Source organism: Actinoplanes sp. NPDC049668 (assembly GCF_044465445.1).
Taxonomy (GTDB): Bacteria; Actinomycetota; Actinomycetes; order Mycobacteriales; family Micromonosporaceae; genus Actinoplanes.
In genome coordinates this window covers 456,145-475,060 of record NZ_JBITLR010000002.1, presented here as the reverse complement: position 1 = coordinate 475,060, position 18,916 = coordinate 456,145, and the positions used below count along the sequence as shown (strand labels likewise).

Genomic DNA, 18,916 nt, shown 5'->3' with positions numbered 1-18,916 from the left:
CCGAATGAAGAGACTTTCCACCGCCGTCGCCGCGCTGGCGCTGGTCGCGACCGCGCTGACCGTGCCGTCGGGCCCGGCCGCCGGGCAGGCCGCCGCGCCTCCGCCGGACTCCGACTTCCAGAAGGTGACCCTCAACGACTTCCCGGGCGAGCCGATCGCGCTGGCCGTGCTGCCCGACAAGCGGGTGTTGCACACCGCGCGCAAGGGCGAGGTACGCATCAACGACCCGAGGAGCGGCCGCAACATCCTCGCCGCCACGATCCCGGTGTACCAGCACGACGAGGAGGGCGTGCAGGGCGTCGCGATCGACCCGGACTTCGCGCGCAACAAGTGGGTCTACATCTACTACTCGCCGCCGCTGAACACCCCGGCGGACGACCCGGCGACGCCGTCGGTCAACGAGGGCAACGCGCCCGAGCAGGGCACCGCGGCGGACTTCGCGCCGTTCAAAGGCGTGATGCGGCTGTCCCGCTTCAAGCTCAACGGCAACACGCTGTCGCTCGGCAGCGAACAGAAGATCATCGAGGTCGGCACCGACCGGGGCATCTGCTGCCACGTCGGCGGCAAGATCGACTTCGACGCCAAGGGCAACCTGTACCTGTCGACGGGCGACGACACCAACCCGTTCGCCTCCAACGGCTACGTGCCGATCGACGAGCGGGCGAACCGCAACCCCGCCTTCGACGCGCAGCGCACCGCCGCCAACACCAACGACCTGCGCGGCAAGCTGCTGCGGATCAAGGTGAGGGGCAACGGCAGCTACACCATCCCGAAGGGCAACCTGTTCAAGCCGGGCACCGCGTACACCCGCCCGGAGATCTACGCGATGGGCCTGCGCAACCCGTTCCGCTTCGCGGTCGACGACAACACCGGCGTGGTCTACGTCGGCGACTACTCGCCGGACGCGAACGCGCCGAACCCGGCCCGCGGTCCGGCCGGGCAGGGCCGCTGGATGGCCGTCGACAAGCCCGCCAACTACGGCTGGCCCTACTGCGTCTCGCCCGACCTGCCGTACATCGACTACGACTTCGCCACCGGGGTCTCGGGCGCGCCGTTCAACTGCGCGGCGCCGGTCAACGAGTCGCCGAACAACACCGGCAAGCGCAGGCTCCCGCCGGTCGAGAAGGCCGAGGTCATCTACTCGTACGGCCTGACGCCCGCGTTCCCCGAGCTCGGCACCGGCGGCATCGGCCCGATGGGCGGTCCGGCGTACGACTTCGACGCGCGCAACTCCTCGGCCACGAAGTGGCCGCGGTACTACGACGGCAAGCCGCTGTTCTACGAGTGGACCCGCGACTACGTCAAGGGCTTCACCCTCGGCCCGGCCAACCAGGTCACCTCGATCGAGTCCGTGCTGCCCTCGGTGGTCTTCGACAACCCGATGGACCTCGAGTTCGGCCCGGACGGCTCGCTCTACGTGCTCGAGTACGGCGACGGCTTCTTCTCCGAGAACCCGGACGCCCAGCTGGCCCGCATCGACTACGTGCGCGGCAACCGGACGCCGATCCCGCGCGTCTCGGCGACGCCGACCAGTGGCGCGGCACCGCTGACCGTCACCTTCTCCAGCGCCGGCACGACCGACCCGGACGGTGACAGCCTGCGGTACGCGTGGGACTTCAACGGCGACGGCGTGGTCGACTCCCGAGCGCCGAACGCGGTGTACACGTTCACCCAGAACGGCAACTACCGCCCGACGCTGAAGGTCACGGATCCGACGGGTCGCTGGGCCTCGGCCGAGGTCATCCTTCCGGTCGGCACCCTGGCGCCGGTCGTCACCCTGGTGTCACCGAGCGAGGGTCAGCCGTTCGAGTTCGGTGACACGGTGAACTTCGAGGTCAGCGTCGTCGACGACCAGCCGGTCGACTGCTCGAGGGTCACGGTCACCTACATCCTGGGCCACGCGCAGCACGGCCACCCGCTGCAGACGGCGGCCGGCTGCACCGGCTCGATCACCACGTTCGTCGACGGCGGCCACGCCGGCGCCGACGACCTGACCGCGGTGTTCGTCGCGGAGTACACCGACTCCGGCACCCCGCCGCAGAGCGGCTCGGACCAGGTCGTCCTGACCCCGACCGCGGGCTGATCCATCCGGACGGCCGAGGTCACCACCGGTAACCCACGGCGGTGACCTCGGCCGTTTGGTGCCCGCCCGGCCGTGGATTGCGCCACGCTGGTGGTCGTGGGGAGGCACCAGGAGCAGTGGTGGGCGCAGTTCCTCGAGGCGTCGGACCACTTCGACGCCGCGTACCTGGTCGAGGGCATCGGCGACCTGCTCACCCCGCACATCGGGTACCCGCTGCTGCGCCGCGAGGTGGAGCTCGCCGTGGCCAGCGTGGTACGCCACCTGGAGCGCCCCGGCATCACCGAGCGGGCCGAGCTGGCCGAGAAGGCCACCGAGCGCCTGGCCCGGACCCTGGAGCGGATGAACGACAGCGCGACGGGCGCGGAGATCTCCACGGCCGAGGCGGCCACCGTCGCCCTGGCCCTGCGCGGCGAGTACGCCGCGGCGGCCGCGGGGGCCGAGCCGGTGGTCGGCACCGCGAAGCTGCAGAAGCTGTTCGTGACGGCGCTGCGCCTGGAGCGCTTCGACGTCCCGATGGCCCTGCGGCTGCTGGAGGGCGGCCAGCAGCCGGCGGAAGCGGTGCGCTCGGGGCACCTGCTCGGCAAGTACGGGTGGTGGCCCTCCTGGCTGCTGCGCGTCGTCACCGAGCGGGCCCTGGCGGGACACCTGGACCAGGAGACCGTCGTCGCGCTGGACCGCTGCGCCTACGCGGAGCTCACCCCGCTGCAGGCGAACCTGGCCCGCAAGCTGCTCAGCGGCAACCAGGACATCATCGACACGGCGGCGCAGCGAATGGTCAGCCTGGGCGAGGCGGACGCGGCGGCCGCACTCCGCGAGGGCGACATCAATGCCGTCGCCCTTACCGCGCGCCTCATTTCCAGCTGACGTACGTACGTAGGATGCATATCGGCCGAATGGCTTACCGCAGCGGTGGCGTGCGTGTTTTGTGACTCACAGTATTGCCGTTGTTACAGTGTCGGACATGCCGAGATGGATGGACAATCCCGCTGGGCGGCTGGGTGCATTCCTTGAGACATTGCACAGTCGAAATGGCGACAAGACAATCGGTGAAGTGCTGGGTCTGGCGGAGGATGCCGACGAGCCGTTCGCGGTGGCGCTGAGAATTCTGGAGATCGGGCGGCTGGCGCGGGCGACCCGGTCGGCGGTGCAGGCCCTGCCCGACGCGGAGGATCCGGCCTTCCTCCTGCAGCACTTCCACCAGGTGGAGACGCTCGTCAAGCGGTTGACCGACGACGTGGTGATGGGCGCGGCCGGCTATGCGCCGACGGACCTGTTCGCCGCCAAGTTCCTCGTTCCGGTGCCGCTGGACGGCGCGGCGCTGTTCGGGCTGGAGGCGGCGTCCAGGGCGCTGCACCGGTGCTGCCCCGAACCGGCGATCGGGCTCGAGCACCTTGACTCATTGATACATGACGTCCGGGAATTGATTGATTCGGTGACCGGCAGCCCGACGCTGTCGGCGGAGGCAAAGACATTTCTGGTCCGCCGTCTGCGCGACATTGAAACCGCGCTGCTCGGTTCGCGGATCACCGGAACAGTCGATCTTGAAGACGCGTTGGATTGCCTTACCGGCGCATTCGTGAGGCGCGAGGATATTAGGGATCCCGGCCTGCTGGGAAAGATCAATAACTTTTTCCAGCGGCTGGTGCTCGCGGCGCAGGGCGCGGAGAGCATCGCCGGCGCGACGTCCTCGACCGTCGGCGCGATCGAGGCCATCGCCCGGTTCCAGAGCGGCGGGTAAGGGACGGGCCCGGCCGACGGGGGGCGGCCGGGCCCGTCGTTCGGGGGCGGGTGGCTAGGCGCCGCCCGCGTTCAGGGTCACGGTCTGTGGCTGGAACCCCGCGCCGGTCACGTCGACGCCCGCCGCCTTCGCCTGCTCCAGCGCCTGCTGGATGTAGTCGTTGGTGTAGGCGAGACCCTCCGGCTGCTTGGTCAGCACCGTGTCGCCGGTCTGGTTCTTGGTGTTCATCGACAGGTCGACCGTCTGCTTCCAGTCCGCCTCGCTGACCAGGCCGACGCCGGCCGCCGACGGCCAGATCAGCTTGTTGACCTCGTTCATCTGCCAGAGCTGGTGGCTCTTGCCGAGCTTCGAGCCTTTCTTGACCACCAGGTCGCGGCACTCCTCCGCGTTGTCGCGGCAGTACGCCCAGCCCTTGACCGTGCCGAGCAGGAACTTCACGGTCTGCTGCTGGTACGCCGGGTCGTTGAGCTTGCCGGTGTTGGCCCACACCGCGTCCTGCAGCATGGACGTGCCGACCGTCTTCCAGTCGATGACCGTGAAGTCCTCCGGCGTGTACAGCTTGCCCGTCGCCGGGTTCTTGGCCTCCAGCAGCTGCGCGTACTCGTTGTAGCTCATCGCCTGCGCGAGGTCGATCTCCTTCTTGAGCAGCGCCTGCATGTCGAACTGCTGCTGCACCAGCGTGACGTCCTTGCCGGGGTTGAGCCCGGCGCCGGTCATGCCCGCGAAGAGCTCGAACTCGTTGCCGAAGCCCCAGTTGCCGACCTTGCGGCCCTTGAAGTCCGCCGGGCCGGTGATCCCGCTCTCCTTGAAGGCCACCTGGTACGTGCCGGAGCGGGCGAAGATCTGGCCGACGTCGGTGATCGCCGCGCCCTGCTCCCGCGAGGCGAGCGCCTTGGGCACCCAGGCGATCGCGTAGTCGGCCTTGCCCTGGGCCAGCACGGTCTGCGGCACGATGTCCACGCCGCCCTCGAGCAGTTGCACGTCCAGGCCCTGCTCGGTGTAGAAGCCCTTGTCCACGGCGGCGATGTAGCCGGCGAACTGGGCCTGGAAGAACCACTGCAGCTGCAGCTTGATCGGGGTCCGGGCGCCGCTCGCGCCGGGCGCCGGTGTCGACGGGGTGTCGGCGGTGCCGCACCCCGTCACGGCCAGCACCGCGGCGAGCGCGGCGGCGGACAGAAGGCGGAATCTTCTCACTGGGGATCCTCCAAGGAATTGGCGGAACAGGGTGAGGACGAAGGGGAGCGTCAGGAGATGAGCCTGGTTTTCCAGGGCATGGCGAGGCGCTCCAGCAGGAGCGTCGATAGGTAGAAGACGAGTCCGAGCAGGCAGGCGCCGACCACGAAGGCCCAGGCACGGGAGTACGCGGTGAACGCGGCGGCGGAGGTGATCCGCGAGCCGAGCCCGTTCTGCAGGCCGCCGAAGTACTCGGCGACGACCGCGGCGATGACGGCCAGCGACGACGCCTGTCGCAGGCCGGTGAAGACGAAGGGCAGCGCGCCGGGCAGCCGGACCAGCCGGGTGAACGTCCAGCCGCCCGCGGCGTAGCTGGCCATCAGCTCCCGGTGGGTCGGGTCGACCTCGCGCAGCCCGCGCAGCGTGTTGATGAAGACCGGGAAGAACGCGATGATCCCGGCGACCAGGCGGCGCGGGACGCTCGAGGTCGACTCGAACATGTTGTTGAGGATCGGGGCGAGCGCGATGATCGGCAGCGCGTTGAGCACCGCCGCGAGCGGGATGGACACCTCGGACAGCGGCCGGAAGCGGCTCGCGGCCATCGCCGCGAGGACCCCGGCGATCGTGCCCCAGGCCAGGCCGACGAGCGCGTTGAGGCCGCTGGCCAGCGCGGCGTCCCAGACGTTGCCGCGCTGGGCGACCAGCTCGTGCCAGATCGCGGACGGCGCCGGCAGGATGAACGGCGCGATCCGGCCGAGCGAGACCACCAGCTCCCAGGCGACCAGGGCGACGACGCCCACCACGATCGGCGGGGCGATCCGCAGCAGGTGCCTCACGGCGTCGCCGCCGGGATCTCACCGGGTTCGCGCAGCGCGCGGCGGACCGCGGTGATCGCCTCGAAGAAGGCCGGCGACTGCCGGGCCGCGTCGTCGCGCACGGGCAGGTCGATGGGCACGGTGGCGGCGATCCGGCCCGGCCGCGGCGACATCACCACGACCCGGCCGGACAGGAAGACCGCCTCCGGGATGGAGTGCGTGACGAAGACCGTGCTGGTGCCCGTCTTCGTGCAGATCGCCAGCAGCTCCGCCTGCAGCCGCTCGCGGGTCATCTCGTCCAGCGCGCCGAACGGCTCGTCCATCAGCAGCAGCGGCGGGTGCACGGCCAGGGCCCGGGCGATGGCGACCCGCTGCTGCATGCCGCCGGAGAGCTGCGCCGGGTAGTGCCGGGCGAAGTCGGCGAGCCCGACCAGCGCCAGCATCTCGGCGGCGCGGGCGCGGCGTTCGGCCCGGGAGGCGCCGCGCAGCTCCAGCGGTAGCTCGACGTTGCGCTGCACGGTCCGCCACTCGAAGAGCCCGGCCTGCTGGAACGCGATGCCGTACTCCTGGTCGAGGCGGGCCTTCGCGGCCGGCTTGCCGGCGACCTCGACCGTGCCGCGGGTGGCCGGGATCAGGTCGGCGATCAGCCGCAGCAGCGTGCTCTTCCCGCAGCCGGACGGGCCGATCAGCGAGACGAACTCGCCCCGCGCGATGGTCAGGTCGATGTCGGACAGGGCGGTGACCTCGTCCGGCCGGCCGGCGTTGAAGACCTTGGTCACTCCGGCCAGGGACACGGCGCTCACATCGTCACCACCGAGACGCGGTCGCGGTGCCGCATCAGCGGCAGCTCCAGGAGCGCGACCAGGCCCGCGACGACGAGGCCGAGCAGGGCCGCGCCGAACATGGCGGTGTACACCTTCGCCGGATCCGAGGTGGCCTCCCGGGAGTACTCGATGATGAGCCGGCCGATGCCGCCGCGCGTACCGGTGGAGATCTCGCCGACCACCGCGCCGACGACGGCGGCCGCGCCGGCCAGCCGCAGCGCGGGGAAGAGGTAGGGCAGCGACGCCGGCAGGCGGAGCTTGACCAGGGTCCGCCACCAGCCGGCGGCGTAGCTGCGCATCAGCTCGACCCCGGCCGCCGGCGGCGACTGCAGGCCGCGCAGCATGCCGACCGCGACGGGGAAGAACGCGAGGTACGCGGCGATGACCGCGACCGTCATCCAGTCCTGCCACGGATAGGGCCCGAACGACAGGTTCCCGCTCCAGCCGGCGATCAGCGGCGCGAGGGCGACCAGCGGCACCGTCTGCGACAGGATCACGTAGGGGAGCAGGCCACGCTCCACGATCCGGAACCGCTGCATGGCGATCGCCAGCAGCAGGCCGATCGCGGCGCCGGCGACGAAGCCGACGGCGGTGACGCCGAGCGTGAACAGGCTGCCGCTCAGCACCACCTGCCAGACCGGCCGGCCGCCCGCGAGCTCCGGGCGGCCGAGCCGGCTCAGCATGTCCCACACGTGCGGCATCGACAGGTCGTCGGCCCGGGGCAGGATCCGCACCCCGAACAGCACGGTCCCGTCCGGGTTGCCGACCGCCTTGTAGCCCTCCCAGAGGGCGGCCAGCACGACCAGACCGACCAGGGCGCTCAGCGGGCGTCTCACGACATGACCGGAATGATCTTTTCCCCGTACGCCCGCAGCGTCGCCTCCTTGTCGTCGTGCTGCAGGTACACCGCGAACTGGTCGACGCCGAGCGCCCGCAGCTCCTCGAGCCGCTTCAGGTGGTTCTCGACCGGGCCGAGGATGCAGAACCGGTCGACCACCTCGTCGGGCACGAACGTGGTGTGCGAGTTGCCGGCCCGGCCGTGCTCGGCGTAGTCGTAGCCGTCCCGGCCCTTGATGTAGTCGGTCAGCACCTGCGGCACGGCGCCGGTCGCGCCGTAGCGCGCGACGATGTCGGCGACGTGGTTGCCGACCATGCCGCCGAACCACCGGGTCTGCTCGCGCTGGTGCGCGAGGTCGTCGCCGACGTAGGCCGGCGCCGCGACGCAGAACTTGACCGCGGCCGGGTCGCGGCCCGCCCGCTCGGCGGCGTCCCGGACCGTCTTGATCATCCAGGCGGCGATGTCCGGGTCGGCCAGCTGCAGGATGTAACCGTCGCCGACCTCGCCGGCCACCGCGAGGGCCTTCGGGCCGTACGCCGCGACCCACACGTCCAGCCGGCTCTCCGGCGCCCAGGCGAACTGCAGCTCCTGGCCGCGCAGCGACACCGTCTCGCCGCTGGCCAGGCGCTTGATGACGCCGATGCTCTCGCGCATCTGAGCGAGCGTGTTCGGCTGCAGGCCGAGCACCCGCAGCGCCGAGTCACCGCGGCCGATGCCGCAGATCGTGCGGTTGCCGTACATCTCGTTGAGGGTGGCGAACTGCGACGCGATGACCGTCCAGTCCCGGGTGCCGGGGTTGGTGACCATCGGGCCGACGATCACCCGCCGGGTGTCGGCGAGGATCTTGCTGTAGATGACGAACGGCTCCTGCCACAGCACGTGCGAGTCGAACGTCCACACGTGGCTGTAGCCCAGGTCCTCGGCCTTCTTCGCCCACTCGACCACGTCCATGGCGGGCGGGTCGCACTGCAGGACCACTCCGATGTCCATTGCCTCACCGCACCTTCGGGAAGCCGAGGTCGACCTCCGAGGTGGCCGGGTCCGGCCAGCGGGAGGTGACGACCTTGCTCCGGGTGTAGAACTGGATGCCCTCCGGGCCGTACATGTGCAGGTCGCCGAAGAGCGAGGACTTCCAGCCGCCGAAGCTGTAGTACGCGACCGGCACCGGCACCGGCACGTTGACGCCGACCATGCCGCAGTTGACGTCGTACTGGAACCGCCGGGCGGCGCCGCCGTCGCGGGTGAAGATCGCCGTCCCGTTGCCGAACTCGTTGTCGTTGACCAGCTCCAGCGCCTCCTCGTAGCTGTCGGTGCGCACCACCGACAGCACCGGCCCGAAGATCTCGTCGGTGTACAGCGGCGAGTCCGTCGGCACCTTGTCGACCAGCGACGCGCCGAGGAAGAAGCCCGGCCCGTCGCTGATCGGTGCGTCCCGGCCGTCGACGACGACGTCGGCGGCGCCGGGTGCGGCCAGGTAGCCCGCCACCTTGTCGCGGTGCTCGCGGCTGATCAGCGGGCCCATCTCGGCGGACGGGTCGCTGGCCGGGCCGACCGCGATCCGGCCGATCCGGTCCCGGATCGCGGCGACGAGCGGATCGCCGACCGCGCCGACGGCCACCACGACCGAGACCGCCATGCAGCGCTCGCCGGCCGAGCCGTAGCCGGCGCTGACCGCGGCGTCCGCGGCCGAGTCGACGTCGGCGTCCGGGAGCACCACCATGTGGTTCTTCGCGCCGCCGAGCGCCTGCACCCGCTTGCCGGCCCGGGTGCCCTGCTCGTAGATGCTCTTGGCGACCGGCGTCGAGCCGACGAAGCTCAGCGCCTGCACGTCCGGGTGGGCGATCAGCGTCTCGACGGCCTCCCGGTCGCCCTGCACGACGTTGAACGCGCCGTCCGGCAGCCCGGCCTGGCGCAGCAGGTCGGCCAGCATCAGCGAGACGGACGGGTCCTTCTCGCTCGGCTTGAGCACGAACGTGTTGCCGCAGACCAGGGCGTTGCAGAACATCCACATCGGCACCATGGCCGGGAAGTTGAACGGCGTGATGCCGGCGACCACCCCGAGCGGCTGGCGGATCGAGTAGACGTCGACGCCGGACGAGGCCTGCTCGCTGTAGCCGCCCTTGAGCAGGTGCGGCGCGCCCGCGGCGAACTCGATGTTCTCCAGCCCGCGGGCCAGCTCGCCGCCCGCGTCCGCGACGGTCTTGCCGTGTTCCTGGCTGACCAGCGACGCGATCTCCTTGCGGTTCGCGTCGACCAGTTCCCGGAACCGGAACATGACCTCCGAGCGGCGGGACAGCGACGCCGCCCGCCAGGCGGGGAAGGCCTTCGCGGCCGACGCGACGGCCCGCGCGGTCTCGTCCGCGGTCGCCGCGACGACGTATGCCTGCTGCTCGCCGGTCGCCGGGTCCCACACCGGCAGCCGCCGCGTGCCGCCGCCGGGGACGGCGCCGCCGTCGAGCCAATGTCTGATCTCACGCATGTGGCCCCCTAGACCAGGTAGTCCGAAAGCCCGCGGCGCACGTACCGGCCGTGACCCTTTCGTCCCTTGTACTCGTTGCCCTGCACGACGACGGCACCCCGCGAGATGACCGTGTCGACCTTGCCGGAGATCTCCCAGCCCTCCCAGGCCGAGTAGTCCATGTTCATGTGGTGGGTGGACGCGCTGATCCGGGTCCGGCCCTTCGGGTCGTAGAGCACGATGTCGGCGTCGGAGCCGGGCGCGATGATGCCCTTCCTCGGGTACATGCCGAACATCCGCGCCGGCGTCGTCGCGATCGTCTCGACCCAGCGGGCCAGCGACAGCTTCCCGTCGACCACGCCCTGGTACAGCAGGTCGACGCGGTGCTCGACGCCGCCGATGCCGTTCGGGATCTTGGAGAAGTCGCCGAGCCCGAGCTCCTTCTGGTCCTTCATGCAGAACGGGCAGTGGTCGGTGGAGACCACGGCGAGGTCGTTGGTGCGCAGGCCCCGCCACAGGTCGGCGCGGTGGCTCTCGTGCTTGCTGCGCAGCGGCGTCGAGCAGACCCACTTGGCGCCCTCGAAGCCGGGCGCGCCGAGCTGGTCCTCCAGCGTCAGGTAGAGGTACTGCGGGCAGGTCTCGGCGAAGACGTTGCGGCCGGTGTCCCGGGCCGCCGCGACCTGTTCGAGCGCCTTGCTCGCGGACAGGTGCACGATGTACAGCGGGCAGTCGGCGGCCACGCTGGCCAGCCAGATCGCCCGGCTGGTCGCCTCGGCCTCGAGCTCCTGCGGCCGGGTCACGCCGTGGTAGTACGGGTCGGTCTCGCCGCGCTCGAGGGCCTGCTTGACCAGGACGTCGATCGCGGGACCGTTCTCCGCGTGCATCATGATCATGGCGCCGTTGTCGCGCGCCTTCTGCATCGCCCGCAGGATCTGCCCGTCGTCGCTGAGGAACACGCCCGGGTACGCCATGAACAGCTTGAAGCTGGCGATGCCCTCGTCGTTGACCAGCTGATCCATGGCCTTGAGCGACTCGTCGGTCACGCCGCCCAGGATCATGTGGAAGCCGTAGTCGATGTGGCAGTTGCCCTCGGCCTTGGCGTGCCACGCGGCCAGGCCGTCCTGCACCACCTCGCCGTAGCGCTGCACGGCGAAGTCGATGATCGTGGTGACCCCGCCGAAGGCCGCCGCCCGGGTGCCGGTGTCGAACGTGTCGCTCGCGGCCGTGCCGCCGAACGGCAGCTCCATGTGGGTGTGCGCGTCGATCGCGCCGGGGATCACGTACCGGCCGGTCGCGTCGATGGTCTCGACGCCCTCCGGCCCGCGGCCCGGTGCGAAGACCGCCGCGATGGTCTCGCCGTCGACCAGCACGTCCGCCGGGGCGGCGCCGGTCGGGCCGACGACCGTCCCTCCCTTGATCAGGTAGCTCGTCATCACGGCGCCACCAGACCGTCGTAGCTGTCGGGGCGGCGGTCGCGGTAGAACGCCCACCGGTCGCGGACCGTGGCCAGCAGGTCCAGGTCCAGGTCGCGGACGACCAGCTCCGGGTTGTGCGTGTCGGCGACCTCGCCGACGAACTTGCCCTCCGGGTCGACGAAGTACGACTGCCCGTAGAAGTCGTTGTCGCCGAGCTCCTCGATGCCGGTCCGGTTGATCGCGCCGATGAAGTACTCGTTCGCCACCGCGCTGGCCGGCTGCTCCAGCTGCCACAGGTACGACGACAGGCCGCGGCTGGTCGCCGACGGGTTGAAGACGATCTGCGCGCCGTTCAGGCCGAGCGCGCGCCAGCCCTCGGGGAAGTGCCGGTCGTAGCAGATGTAGACGCCGACCTTGCCGACCGCGGTGTCGAACACCGGGTAGCCCAGGTTGCCGGGGCGGAAGTAGAACTTCTCCCAGAAGCCCTTGACCTGGGGGATGTGGTTCTTGCGGTACTTGCCGAGGTAGCTGCCGTCCGCGTCGAGCACCGCGGCGGTGTTGTAGAGGACGCCGGGCTGCTCCTGCTCGTACATCGGCAGGACCATCACCATGCCGAGCTCGGCCGCGAGCGCCTGGAAGCGCTCGGTGGTCGGGCCGGGGATCGCCTCGGCGTACTCGTAGTAGGCCGGGTCCTGCACCTGGCAGAAGTAGGGGCCGTAGAACAGCTCCTGGAAGCAGATCACCTTCGCACCCTGGGCCGCGGCTTCCCGGGCGTACGCCTCGTGCGCCTTGATCATCGATTCCTTGTCGCCCGTCCAGTTGGTCTGGACGAGGGCGGCCCGGATGACATTGCTCATGGATATGCCTCCTCTGTTCCGGTGGCGTGGGTCACCCCACGATTGTGATCGTCCGTCCACCGTCTGTCATCGTCACCAGCTCATCGCTTGACATCATGGGTCGATGAGGTAGGACACTAATGACACAACTTCAGGCGGACAATCACTCGCCTGTTATCAAATGTTTCGGAGACGTAATTTGCTGCTTGGGCTTATCGCGGGGGCGGTCGACGACCGCAGTGCCCGGGGGATCGCCGCGGCCGTCGGGCGCCTCGTCACCGCGGGTGATCTGCCCGTCGGGGCGCGGCTGCCCACGGTGCGCGACGTCGCCCGGGAGCTCGGGGTCAGCCCGACCACCGTGAGCGAGGCCTGGCGCGGCCTGGCCCGGGCCGGGGCGATCCAGACCCGCGGCCGGTCCGGCTCCTTCGTCAGCGTCCCGGTCCTGGCCCGCCAGCGCCTCCGGTACGCGCAGCTGGGCAGCCTGCTGCCCGGGGTCGTGCGCGATCTCTCCACCGGCGTACCCGACTACGACCTGCTGCCGAGCCTCGCCGAGTCGCTGAAGCGCGTCGGCGACGCCCGGCTCACCACGAGTTACCTCGAGGGGCCGGTGTTGCCGGGGTTGGAGACGGTGCTGCGGCAGCGCTGGCCGTACCCGGTGGAGCGGTTGACCGTGGTCGACGGCGCGCTCGACGCGCTCGACCGGGTGACCGCCGCCCTGGTCCGCTTCGGCGACCACGTCCTGGTCGAGAGCCCGGCCTTCCCGCCGGTGCTCGACCTGCTCGAGGCCGTCGGCGCGACGGTGGTCGGCGTGCCGGTCGACGACCAGGGGATGTGCCCGGAGGCGCTGGGCGCGGCGCTGCGCGAGTACGACCCGGTCGCGGTCTACCTGCAGCCGCGGGCGCACAACCCGACCGGCGTCAGCCTCACCGCGCGGCGGGTCGCCGAGCTGGCGGACGCGCTCGCCGCGTACCCGCAGGTCACGATCGTCGAGGACGACCACGCCGGCGACATCGCGACCGCGCCGCCGGTCAGCCTCGGCACCCGGCTGCCGGATCGGACCGCGCACGTGGCCGGCTTCTCCAAGAGCCACGGCCCCGACCTGCGGCTGGCCGCCCTCGGCGGACCGGCCGCGCTGATCGCCGCGGTGGCCGACCGCCGCCTGCTCGGGCCGGGCTGGTCCAGCCGGCTGCTGCAGGCCGTCCTGCTCGACCTGCTCACGTCCGAGCCCGCGATCGCGCAGGTCGCCGCGGCCCGCGACGCGTACGCCCGGCGCCGCGCCACGATGCTGTCCGCGCTCGCCGCCCGTGGCGCGAAGGCCGTCGCCGCGGACGGCATCAACCTCTGGCTGACCGTCGAGGATCAGCAGATGGCGATGCTCGCGCTCGCCGCGCACGGCATCGCCGTCGCGCCCGGCGCGCCCTTCGAGGTCACCCCGCTCGGCGCCGAGCACGTCCGGGTGACCGTCGGCCTGATCCGCGACGACTTCGACTCCCTGGCCGAGATTCTCGCCTCCGCCGCCGGCGCGTCCTCGCGCGGCAGCGGCCACCGTTCCCGCCCGCACCCGCCGGGCTGGCGCTAGCTCACTTGGAGGACTCCGTGACCGATGACCTGCTCGCCCGGCACCAGGCCGTGCTGCCGTCCTGGGTGACGACCTACTACGGCGACGACGCGATCGAGCTCGTGAGCGGCTCCGGCCGGCGCGTGACCGACGCGAACGGGCGCTCCTACCTGGACTTCTTCGGCGGCGTGCTGACCAACATGCTCGGCTACGACGTCGCCGAGGTGCGCGAGGCGGTCGAGCGGCAGATCGCCACCGGCATCGTGCACAGCTCGACGCTCTACCTGATCCGCAAGCAGGTCGAGCTCGCCGAGAAGATCGCCCGGGTCTCCGGGATCGCCGACCCGCGGGTCTTCTTCACCAACTCGGGCACCGAGGCGAACGAGGCGGCGCTGCTGTTCACCACCAACCATCGCCGCTCCAACCAGATCCTGGCGATCCGCAACAGCTACCACGGCCGGTCGTTCGCGGCGATGGCGATCACCGGGCACCGCAGCTGGTCGGCGAGCGCGCTGAGCCCGGTGACCGTGTCCTGGCTCAGCTCGGGCGACCGGCTCCGCGGCCGGATGAAGGGACTGTCCGATGCCGATCACATCGAGGCGGCCGTCGAGGACCTGCGCGAGGTGCTGGCGACCACCACCTCGGGCGACGTGGCCGCGCTGATCGCCGAGCCGATCCAGGGCGTCGGTGGCTTTGTGCACGCGCCCGACGGGCTGCTCGGCGCGCTGAAGAAGGAGCTCGACAACCACGGCATCCTGCTCATCGCCGACGAGGTGCAGACCGGCTGGGGCCGCACCGGCGACCACTTCTGGGGCTACCAGGCGCACGACGTGCAGCCGGATCTGATCACCTTCGCCAAGGGCATCGGCAACGGCTTCGCCCTGGCCGGCGTGGTCGGGCGCGCGGAGCTGGTGAACGCGGTGCCGGCGACGAGTTTCTCCACCTTCGGCGGCAACCCGGTCTCGACGGCGGCGGGCATCGCGGTCCTCGACTACGTCCTGGACCACGACCTGCAGGCGAACGCCAAGCGCACGGGCCGGATCCTGCTCGACGGCCTGCGCGAGGCGGTGGCCGACACCAGGATCGTCGCGGAGGTACGCGGCCGCGGCCTGATGATCGGCGTCGAGTTCGTCCGCCCCGGCACGACAGATCCGGACCCGGCCTCGACGATGCGCGTCTTCGACGGCTGCCGCCGCGGCGGCCTGCTGGTCGGCAAGGGCGGCCTGTACGGCAACGTCCTGCGCATGGGCCCGCCGCTGACGCTGACCGACGACGAGGCCCGCGAGGGCCTGGCGATCCTCGTGGACGCGATCCGCGCGGCGGACGCCGAGGCGTTCTGAGTGGCCCCGGGGGCCGGCGCGTGCCGGCCCCGAGGCGCGCCGGTGGGTGATCTTGCAGTGACCCCGGGGAAGGTTCGGGTGTGATGTCGTCGCAGATTCCGATGTGTTACCCGTTAGCCTCTTTTCCTTCTTGATCTGGACAGCCACTATCTGCGTGTGACAGACACATCCGTGATATTGGCCCTCGTGGTCGTCACCGCGCTCGGGTTCGACTTCACGAACGGATTCCACGACACCGCCAACGCGATGGCCACCTCCATCGCCACCGGCGCGCTCAGGCCGAAGGCCGCCGTCGCCCTCTCCGGCGTCCTCAATCTCATCGGGGCGTTCCTGTCCGTCGAGGTCGCGCTGACCGTGACGAACGCCGTCGTGAAGATCCAGAGCTCGAGCGGGGCGCCCCGGCCCGAGCTGCTCGCCGACGGCGGGTCCGCGCTGCTGCTGATCGTGCTCGCCGGCCTGGTCGGCGGCATCGTCTGGAACCTGCTGACCTGGCTGCTCGGGCTGCCGTCCAGCTCCTCGCACGCCCTGTTCGGCGGCCTGGTCGGCGCCACCGTCGCCGGCCTCGGCTGGGCCGGGGTCAACTGGAACGGCGACGGCAGCAAGCTCGACGGCGTGGTCGGCAAGGTGATCCTGCCCGCCTTCATGTCGCCGGTCATCGCCGGCGTGGTCGCCGCGACCGGCACCTGGCTCATCTACCGGGTCACCGCCGGGATGGCGGAGCGGTTCACCCGGAACGGCTTCCGCTGGGGCCAGATCGGCGGCGCCTCCCTGATCTCGCTCGCGCACGGCACCAACGACGCGCAGAAGACGATGGGCGTCATCACGCTCGCGCTGATCGCGGCGGGCGACTGGACCGACACCGAGAACATCCCGTTCTGGGTGAAGGCCGCCTGCGCCGTGGCGATCGCGCTCGGCACCTATCTCGGCGGCTGGCGGATCATCCGCTCGCTCGGCAAGGGCCTGGTCGAGATCGCGCCGCGGCAGGGCCTCGCCGCCGACTCCACCTCGGCGACGGTGATCCTCGCCTCGAGCCACCTCGGCTTCGCGCTCTCCACCACGCACGTCGCGACCGGCTCGATCCTGGGCTCCGGCGTCGGGCGCCCCGGCGCGCAGGTGCGCTGGCGGGTGGCCGGCCGGATGTTCGCGGCGTGGCTGATCACGCTGCCCGCGGCCGCGGTCGTCGGCGCCCTGATGTGGTGGATCGGCAGCCTGCTCGGCGGCGGGCTGGCCGGCGCGACGGTCGTCTTCGTGATCCTGCTGGTCCTGGCGGCGGCCATGTACCTGCGGTCGCGCCGGATCCGGGTGGACCACACCAACGTCAACGACGACTGGGAGGGCGCGCCGGCCGAGCAGGCCGTGCCCGCCGCCGAGTCCGTGACCGTCCGCGCGGCGAGCTGAGAGGAGCCGGCATGCACAACCTGGGATTCGCCCTCGAGGGCGCCGGAAAGGTCCTCCTCGCGAGCGTCCTGCTCGGCGCGGGCCTGCCGCTGCTGTTCGCGCTGGGCGTCCGGGCCCTGTCCTACGGCGCGGGCGACGACGCCGAGCCGGGCCCGCGGGCCCGCCCGATCGGCACGGTGACCGGCTATCTTCTGTTCGCGATCGTGTTGCTCGGCGTCGCGCTGGGTATCGCCTACATCGTCGCCGGCGGCTTCGGCAAGACGCTGAGCTTCCAGCACTTCTACCCGGCGATCGTGGACAAGTAAGCGGCAGACCATGACCGATCTACGCGCGAATTTCATGACCCGTGCCGTCGAGTGGCTACGGGCCGGCTATCCGGCGGGCATCCCACGCGGGGACTACGTCGCGCTGCTCGGCGTGCTGCGCCGCCGGATGACCGAGGACGAGGTCCGCCGGATCGCGGTGGACCTCGCGGACCAGTCGGTGCTGGCCGGCGACGACCCGATCAGCACCGAGGACATCGAGCAGATGATCAGCACGGCGCTGCTGCAGGTGGCCACCCCGGAGGACGTGGTCCGGGTCTCGGCCCGGCTCGCCGCCGGCGGCTGGCCGCTGGTGGACCCGCCCACCGCCGAGTGATCCGCGGCCCGGGGTGTGGCGGCGGTCACATTCGGCGGGTTAGGCTCGCCGGGTGTCACCGTGGGAGATGGTGAGCTGATCATGTCCGCCCCCAAGACGGTACGGACCGGCGCCAGCGTCGGCGACTTCCTGGCCGCCGTGCCGGACCCGAAGCGCCGCGCCGACGCCCAGGCCGTCTGCGCGCTCATGGCGCAGGCCACCGGGGTGGCGCCGGAGATGTGGGGCCCGGCCATCGTCGGCTTCGGCACCTACCACTACCGGTACGCCTCCGGGCAGGAGGGCGACTGGCCGCCGGTGGGGCTCTCGCCGCGCAAGAGCGCCATGACGATCTACATCTCGGCGGGCTTCGAGCAGGAGATGCTCGACCGCCTCGGCCCGCATCGTCTCGGCAGGTCGTGCCTGTACCTCCGCCGGCTCGCGGACGTCGACTCCGACGTGCTCCGTGAGCTGGTCGCGGACGGTTTCCGCAAGCTGGACGGCAAGACCCTGGCGCCCTGAGCGCCGAAATCTCCCGGAGATTCGCCTGACCTTGATCCGTTGTGGGAGCGCTTCCGTACTAGGGGGCGAGGTCCTACGACAGGAAGGCTCAGGCGAAGAATGATTTCCTCCCGTACCACCGCCCGCCGCTGGCAGATCGCCGGCGTCGGCGCGGTCGCCGTGGCACTCGTCGGCGTCGGCCTGGGTGTCGCGTCCGCCGCCGAGTCCAGCGCCCCCACGGTGAACTGCCCCGCCGTCGCGGGTTCGCTCGGTGCCGTGCCGGCCCGCGCGACCGCGGAGATCGAGCGCAACCTGGCACTGCTCAACACCCAGATCGCCGAGGCCAACAAGCGCCTCGTCACCAGCGCGGGTGAGGGCGGCGCCAACTTCATCCAGAACGCCATTCTCGGACCTCTGAAGGACAAGCGGGTCGCCACCATCAACCGGATGGCCACCGCGATCGGGCGCAGCGCCCCGAAGCCGAACCTCGACGTCAACGGCCTGGCGACGTGCTCGCTGAACCAGAACGGCGGCGGCGTCGCCGCTCCCGAGCCGGCGAACGTGCCGGCCGCGGACCCCGCCGAGGAGGGTGCGGCGGGTGCCGCCCCGACGGTGAGCTGCCCGGCCGTCGCGGGTTCGCTCGGCGCCGTCCCGGCGCAGGCCACCGCCGAGATCGAGCGCAACCTGGCGCTGCTCAACACGCAGATCGCCGAGGCGAACAAGCGGCTGGCCTCCAGCATCGGCGAGGGCGGCGCGAACTTCATCCAGAACGCGATCCTCGGGCCGCTGAAGGACAAGCGGGTCGCGACCATCAACCGGATGGCCACGGCGATCGGGCGCAACGCGGCGAAGCCGGTGCTCGACGTCAACGGCCTGGCGACCTGCTCGCTGAACCAGAACGGCGGCGGCGTCGCCGCTCCCGAGCCGACCGCGGTACCGGCCGCCGGCAACGCCGGCAATGCGGGCGACGCCGGCAACGCGGGCGCGGCACCCACCGTGAACTGCCCCGCCGTGACCGGCCTTCCGGCCATCCCGGCGCAGGCGGCGGCCGAGGTCACCCGCAACCTGGAGCTGCTCGACACGCAGATCGCCGAGGCGAACAGGCGGCTGGTGACCAGCGCGGGCGACGGCGGCCCGAACTTCATCCAGAACGCGATCCTCGGGCCGCTGGAGGACAAGCGGTTCGCGGTGCTGAACCGCATCGAGACCGCGATCGGCCGGGCCGCGGCCAAGCCGGAGGGTTTGGAGCGGTTCGCGCCCTGCTCGCTCAACCAGTAGCAGGACCTTGAACGGCGGGGCCACCACCACGGTGGCCCCGCCGTTC

The 18,916-nt window shown here is 71.1% G+C and carries 18 protein-coding genes; 10 read left to right on the top strand and 8 right to left on the bottom strand.

Annotation, left to right across the window (positions count from 1 at the left end; translation table 11 throughout):
- Nucleotides 1–4 precede the first annotated feature (4 nt).
- From ACIBSW_RS09210 to ACIBSW_RS09200, 3 genes are all read left to right on the top strand, one after another.
- The gene (locus ACIBSW_RS09210; protein ID WP_354725655.1) at nucleotides 5–2,083 is read left to right on the top strand and encodes a PQQ-dependent sugar dehydrogenase; all 2,079 of its coding nucleotides are present in this window, start codon (nucleotides 5–7) and stop codon (nucleotides 2,081–2,083) included.
- Nucleotides 2,084–2,179: 96 nt separating this feature from the next.
- Nucleotides 2,180–2,947 carry a hypothetical protein gene (locus tag ACIBSW_RS09205; RefSeq protein WP_354725653.1) on the top strand — a complete coding sequence of 256 codons (768 nt, stop codon included), beginning with the start codon at nucleotides 2,180–2,182 and terminating at the stop codon, nucleotides 2,945–2,947.
- A gap of 97 nt (nucleotides 2,948–3,044) precedes the next feature.
- Entirely contained in the window at nucleotides 3,045–3,821 is a 777-nt protein-coding gene (locus ACIBSW_RS09200) for a hypothetical protein (RefSeq protein ID WP_354725652.1), read from the top strand.
- A gap of 54 nt (nucleotides 3,822–3,875) precedes the next feature.
- On the opposite strand, the gene ACIBSW_RS09195 is transcribed toward ACIBSW_RS09200, so the two are convergent.
- The 8 genes from ACIBSW_RS09195 to ACIBSW_RS09160 are packed head-to-tail and all read right to left on the bottom strand — an operon-like array spanning nucleotide 3,876 to nucleotide 12,201.
- Nucleotides 3,876–5,015 carry an ABC transporter substrate-binding protein gene (locus ACIBSW_RS09195; RefSeq protein ID WP_354725650.1) on the bottom strand — a complete coding sequence of 380 codons (1,140 nt, stop codon included), beginning with the start codon at nucleotides 5,013–5,015 and terminating at the stop codon, nucleotides 3,876–3,878.
- Between the two features lie 50 nt (nucleotides 5,016–5,065).
- The gene (locus ACIBSW_RS09190; protein WP_354725648.1) at nucleotides 5,066–5,830 is read right to left on the bottom strand and encodes an ABC transporter permease; all 765 of its coding nucleotides are present in this window, start codon (nucleotides 5,828–5,830) and stop codon (nucleotides 5,066–5,068) included.
- Complete coding sequence (locus tag ACIBSW_RS09185; protein ID WP_354725646.1) at nucleotides 5,827–6,612, bottom strand: ABC transporter ATP-binding protein; 786 nt, start codon at nucleotides 6,610–6,612, stop codon at nucleotides 5,827–5,829. The genes ACIBSW_RS09190 and ACIBSW_RS09185 overlap by 4 nt, the downstream gene beginning before the upstream one ends.
- The gene (locus ACIBSW_RS09180) at nucleotides 6,609–7,469 is read right to left on the bottom strand and encodes an ABC transporter permease subunit (RefSeq protein WP_354725644.1); all 861 of its coding nucleotides are present in this window, start codon (nucleotides 7,467–7,469) and stop codon (nucleotides 6,609–6,611) included. The genes ACIBSW_RS09185 and ACIBSW_RS09180 overlap by 4 nt, the downstream gene beginning before the upstream one ends.
- Nucleotides 7,466–8,461 (bottom strand): TIGR03842 family LLM class F420-dependent oxidoreductase, encoded by a 996-nt coding sequence (locus tag ACIBSW_RS09175; protein ID WP_354725642.1) that lies wholly within the window; start codon nucleotides 8,459–8,461, stop codon nucleotides 7,466–7,468. Before ACIBSW_RS09175 ends, ACIBSW_RS09180 begins: the two co-directional genes overlap by 4 nt.
- 4 nt (nucleotides 8,462–8,465) lie before the next feature.
- A complete protein-coding gene (locus tag ACIBSW_RS09170) occupies nucleotides 8,466–9,950 on the bottom strand; it encodes a CoA-acylating methylmalonate-semialdehyde dehydrogenase (RefSeq protein WP_354725640.1) in 1,485 nt (494 codons plus the stop codon).
- 8 nt (nucleotides 9,951–9,958) lie between these two features.
- Nucleotides 9,959–11,362 carry a dihydropyrimidinase gene (hydA, locus tag ACIBSW_RS09165; protein ID WP_354725638.1) on the bottom strand — a complete coding sequence of 468 codons (1,404 nt, stop codon included), beginning with the start codon at nucleotides 11,360–11,362 and terminating at the stop codon, nucleotides 9,959–9,961.
- Complete coding sequence (locus tag ACIBSW_RS09160; RefSeq protein WP_354725636.1) at nucleotides 11,362–12,201, bottom strand: nitrilase-related carbon-nitrogen hydrolase; 840 nt, start codon at nucleotides 12,199–12,201, stop codon at nucleotides 11,362–11,364. Before ACIBSW_RS09160 ends, hydA begins: the two co-directional genes overlap by 1 nt.
- Before the next feature lie 178 nt (nucleotides 12,202–12,379).
- Here ACIBSW_RS09160 and ACIBSW_RS09155 point away from each other — a divergent pair, with 178 nt between their 5' ends.
- From ACIBSW_RS09155 to ACIBSW_RS09125, 7 genes are all read left to right on the top strand, one after another.
- Nucleotides 12,380–13,759, top strand: coding sequence for a PLP-dependent aminotransferase family protein (locus tag ACIBSW_RS09155; RefSeq protein WP_354725634.1), 1,380 nt, complete (start codon nucleotides 12,380–12,382; stop codon nucleotides 13,757–13,759).
- Nucleotides 13,760–13,776: 17 nt separating this feature from the next.
- Nucleotides 13,777–15,078: an aspartate aminotransferase family protein gene (locus ACIBSW_RS09150; RefSeq protein WP_354725632.1), complete on the top strand. Its 1,302-nt coding sequence runs from the start codon at nucleotides 13,777–13,779 to the stop codon at nucleotides 15,076–15,078.
- 156 nt (nucleotides 15,079–15,234) lie between these two features.
- Nucleotides 15,235–16,476 carry an inorganic phosphate transporter gene (locus tag ACIBSW_RS09145; RefSeq protein ID WP_354725630.1) on the top strand — a complete coding sequence of 414 codons (1,242 nt, stop codon included), beginning with the start codon at nucleotides 15,235–15,237 and terminating at the stop codon, nucleotides 16,474–16,476.
- 11 nt (nucleotides 16,477–16,487) lie between these two features.
- Nucleotides 16,488–16,781 carry a hypothetical protein gene (locus ACIBSW_RS09140; RefSeq protein ID WP_354725628.1) on the top strand — a complete coding sequence of 98 codons (294 nt, stop codon included), beginning with the start codon at nucleotides 16,488–16,490 and terminating at the stop codon, nucleotides 16,779–16,781.
- 34 nt (nucleotides 16,782–16,815) lie between these two features.
- Nucleotides 16,816–17,115, top strand: a complete 300-nt coding sequence (locus ACIBSW_RS09135; RefSeq protein WP_404799285.1) for a DUF3349 domain-containing protein — start codon at nucleotides 16,816–16,818, stop codon at nucleotides 17,113–17,115.
- An 81-nt stretch (nucleotides 17,116–17,196) separates the two neighbouring features.
- Complete coding sequence (locus ACIBSW_RS09130; RefSeq protein ID WP_354725624.1) at nucleotides 17,197–17,613, top strand: DUF1801 domain-containing protein; 417 nt, start codon at nucleotides 17,197–17,199, stop codon at nucleotides 17,611–17,613.
- 99 nt (nucleotides 17,614–17,712) lie between these two features.
- Nucleotides 17,713–18,870 carry a hypothetical protein gene (locus ACIBSW_RS09125; protein ID WP_354725622.1) on the top strand — a complete coding sequence of 386 codons (1,158 nt, stop codon included), beginning with the start codon at nucleotides 17,713–17,715 and terminating at the stop codon, nucleotides 18,868–18,870.
- Nucleotides 18,871–18,916: the final 46 nt, after the last annotated feature.

Excerpts from the sequence above, each read along its gene's own strand:
- ACIBSW_RS09210 (WP_354725655.1), top strand. The coding sequence starts at position 5 with ATGAAGAGACTTTCCACCGCCGTCGCCGCGCTGGCGCTGGTCGCGACC.
- ACIBSW_RS09200 (WP_354725652.1), top strand. The coding sequence starts at position 3,045 with ATGCCGAGATGGATGGACAATCCCGCTGGGCGGCTGGGTGCATTCCTT.
- ACIBSW_RS09175 (WP_354725642.1), bottom strand. The coding sequence starts at position 8,461 with ATGGACATCGGAGTGGTCCTGCAGTGCGACCCGCCCGCCATGGACGTG.
- ACIBSW_RS09170 (WP_354725640.1), bottom strand. The coding sequence starts at position 9,950 with ATGCGTGAGATCAGACATTGGCTCGACGGCGGCGCCGTCCCCGGCGGC.
- hydA (WP_354725638.1), bottom strand. The coding sequence starts at position 11,362 with ATGACGAGCTACCTGATCAAGGGAGGGACGGTCGTCGGCCCGACCGGC.
- ACIBSW_RS09160 (WP_354725636.1), bottom strand. The coding sequence starts at position 12,201 with ATGAGCAATGTCATCCGGGCCGCCCTCGTCCAGACCAACTGGACGGGC.
- ACIBSW_RS09140 (WP_354725628.1), top strand. The coding sequence starts at position 16,488 with ATGCACAACCTGGGATTCGCCCTCGAGGGCGCCGGAAAGGTCCTCCTC.
- ACIBSW_RS09135 (WP_404799285.1), top strand. The coding sequence starts at position 16,816 with ATGACCCGTGCCGTCGAGTGGCTACGGGCCGGCTATCCGGCGGGCATC.
- ACIBSW_RS09130 (WP_354725624.1), top strand. The coding sequence starts at position 17,197 with ATGTCCGCCCCCAAGACGGTACGGACCGGCGCCAGCGTCGGCGACTTC.
- ACIBSW_RS09125 (WP_354725622.1), top strand. The coding sequence starts at position 17,713 with ATGATTTCCTCCCGTACCACCGCCCGCCGCTGGCAGATCGCCGGCGTC.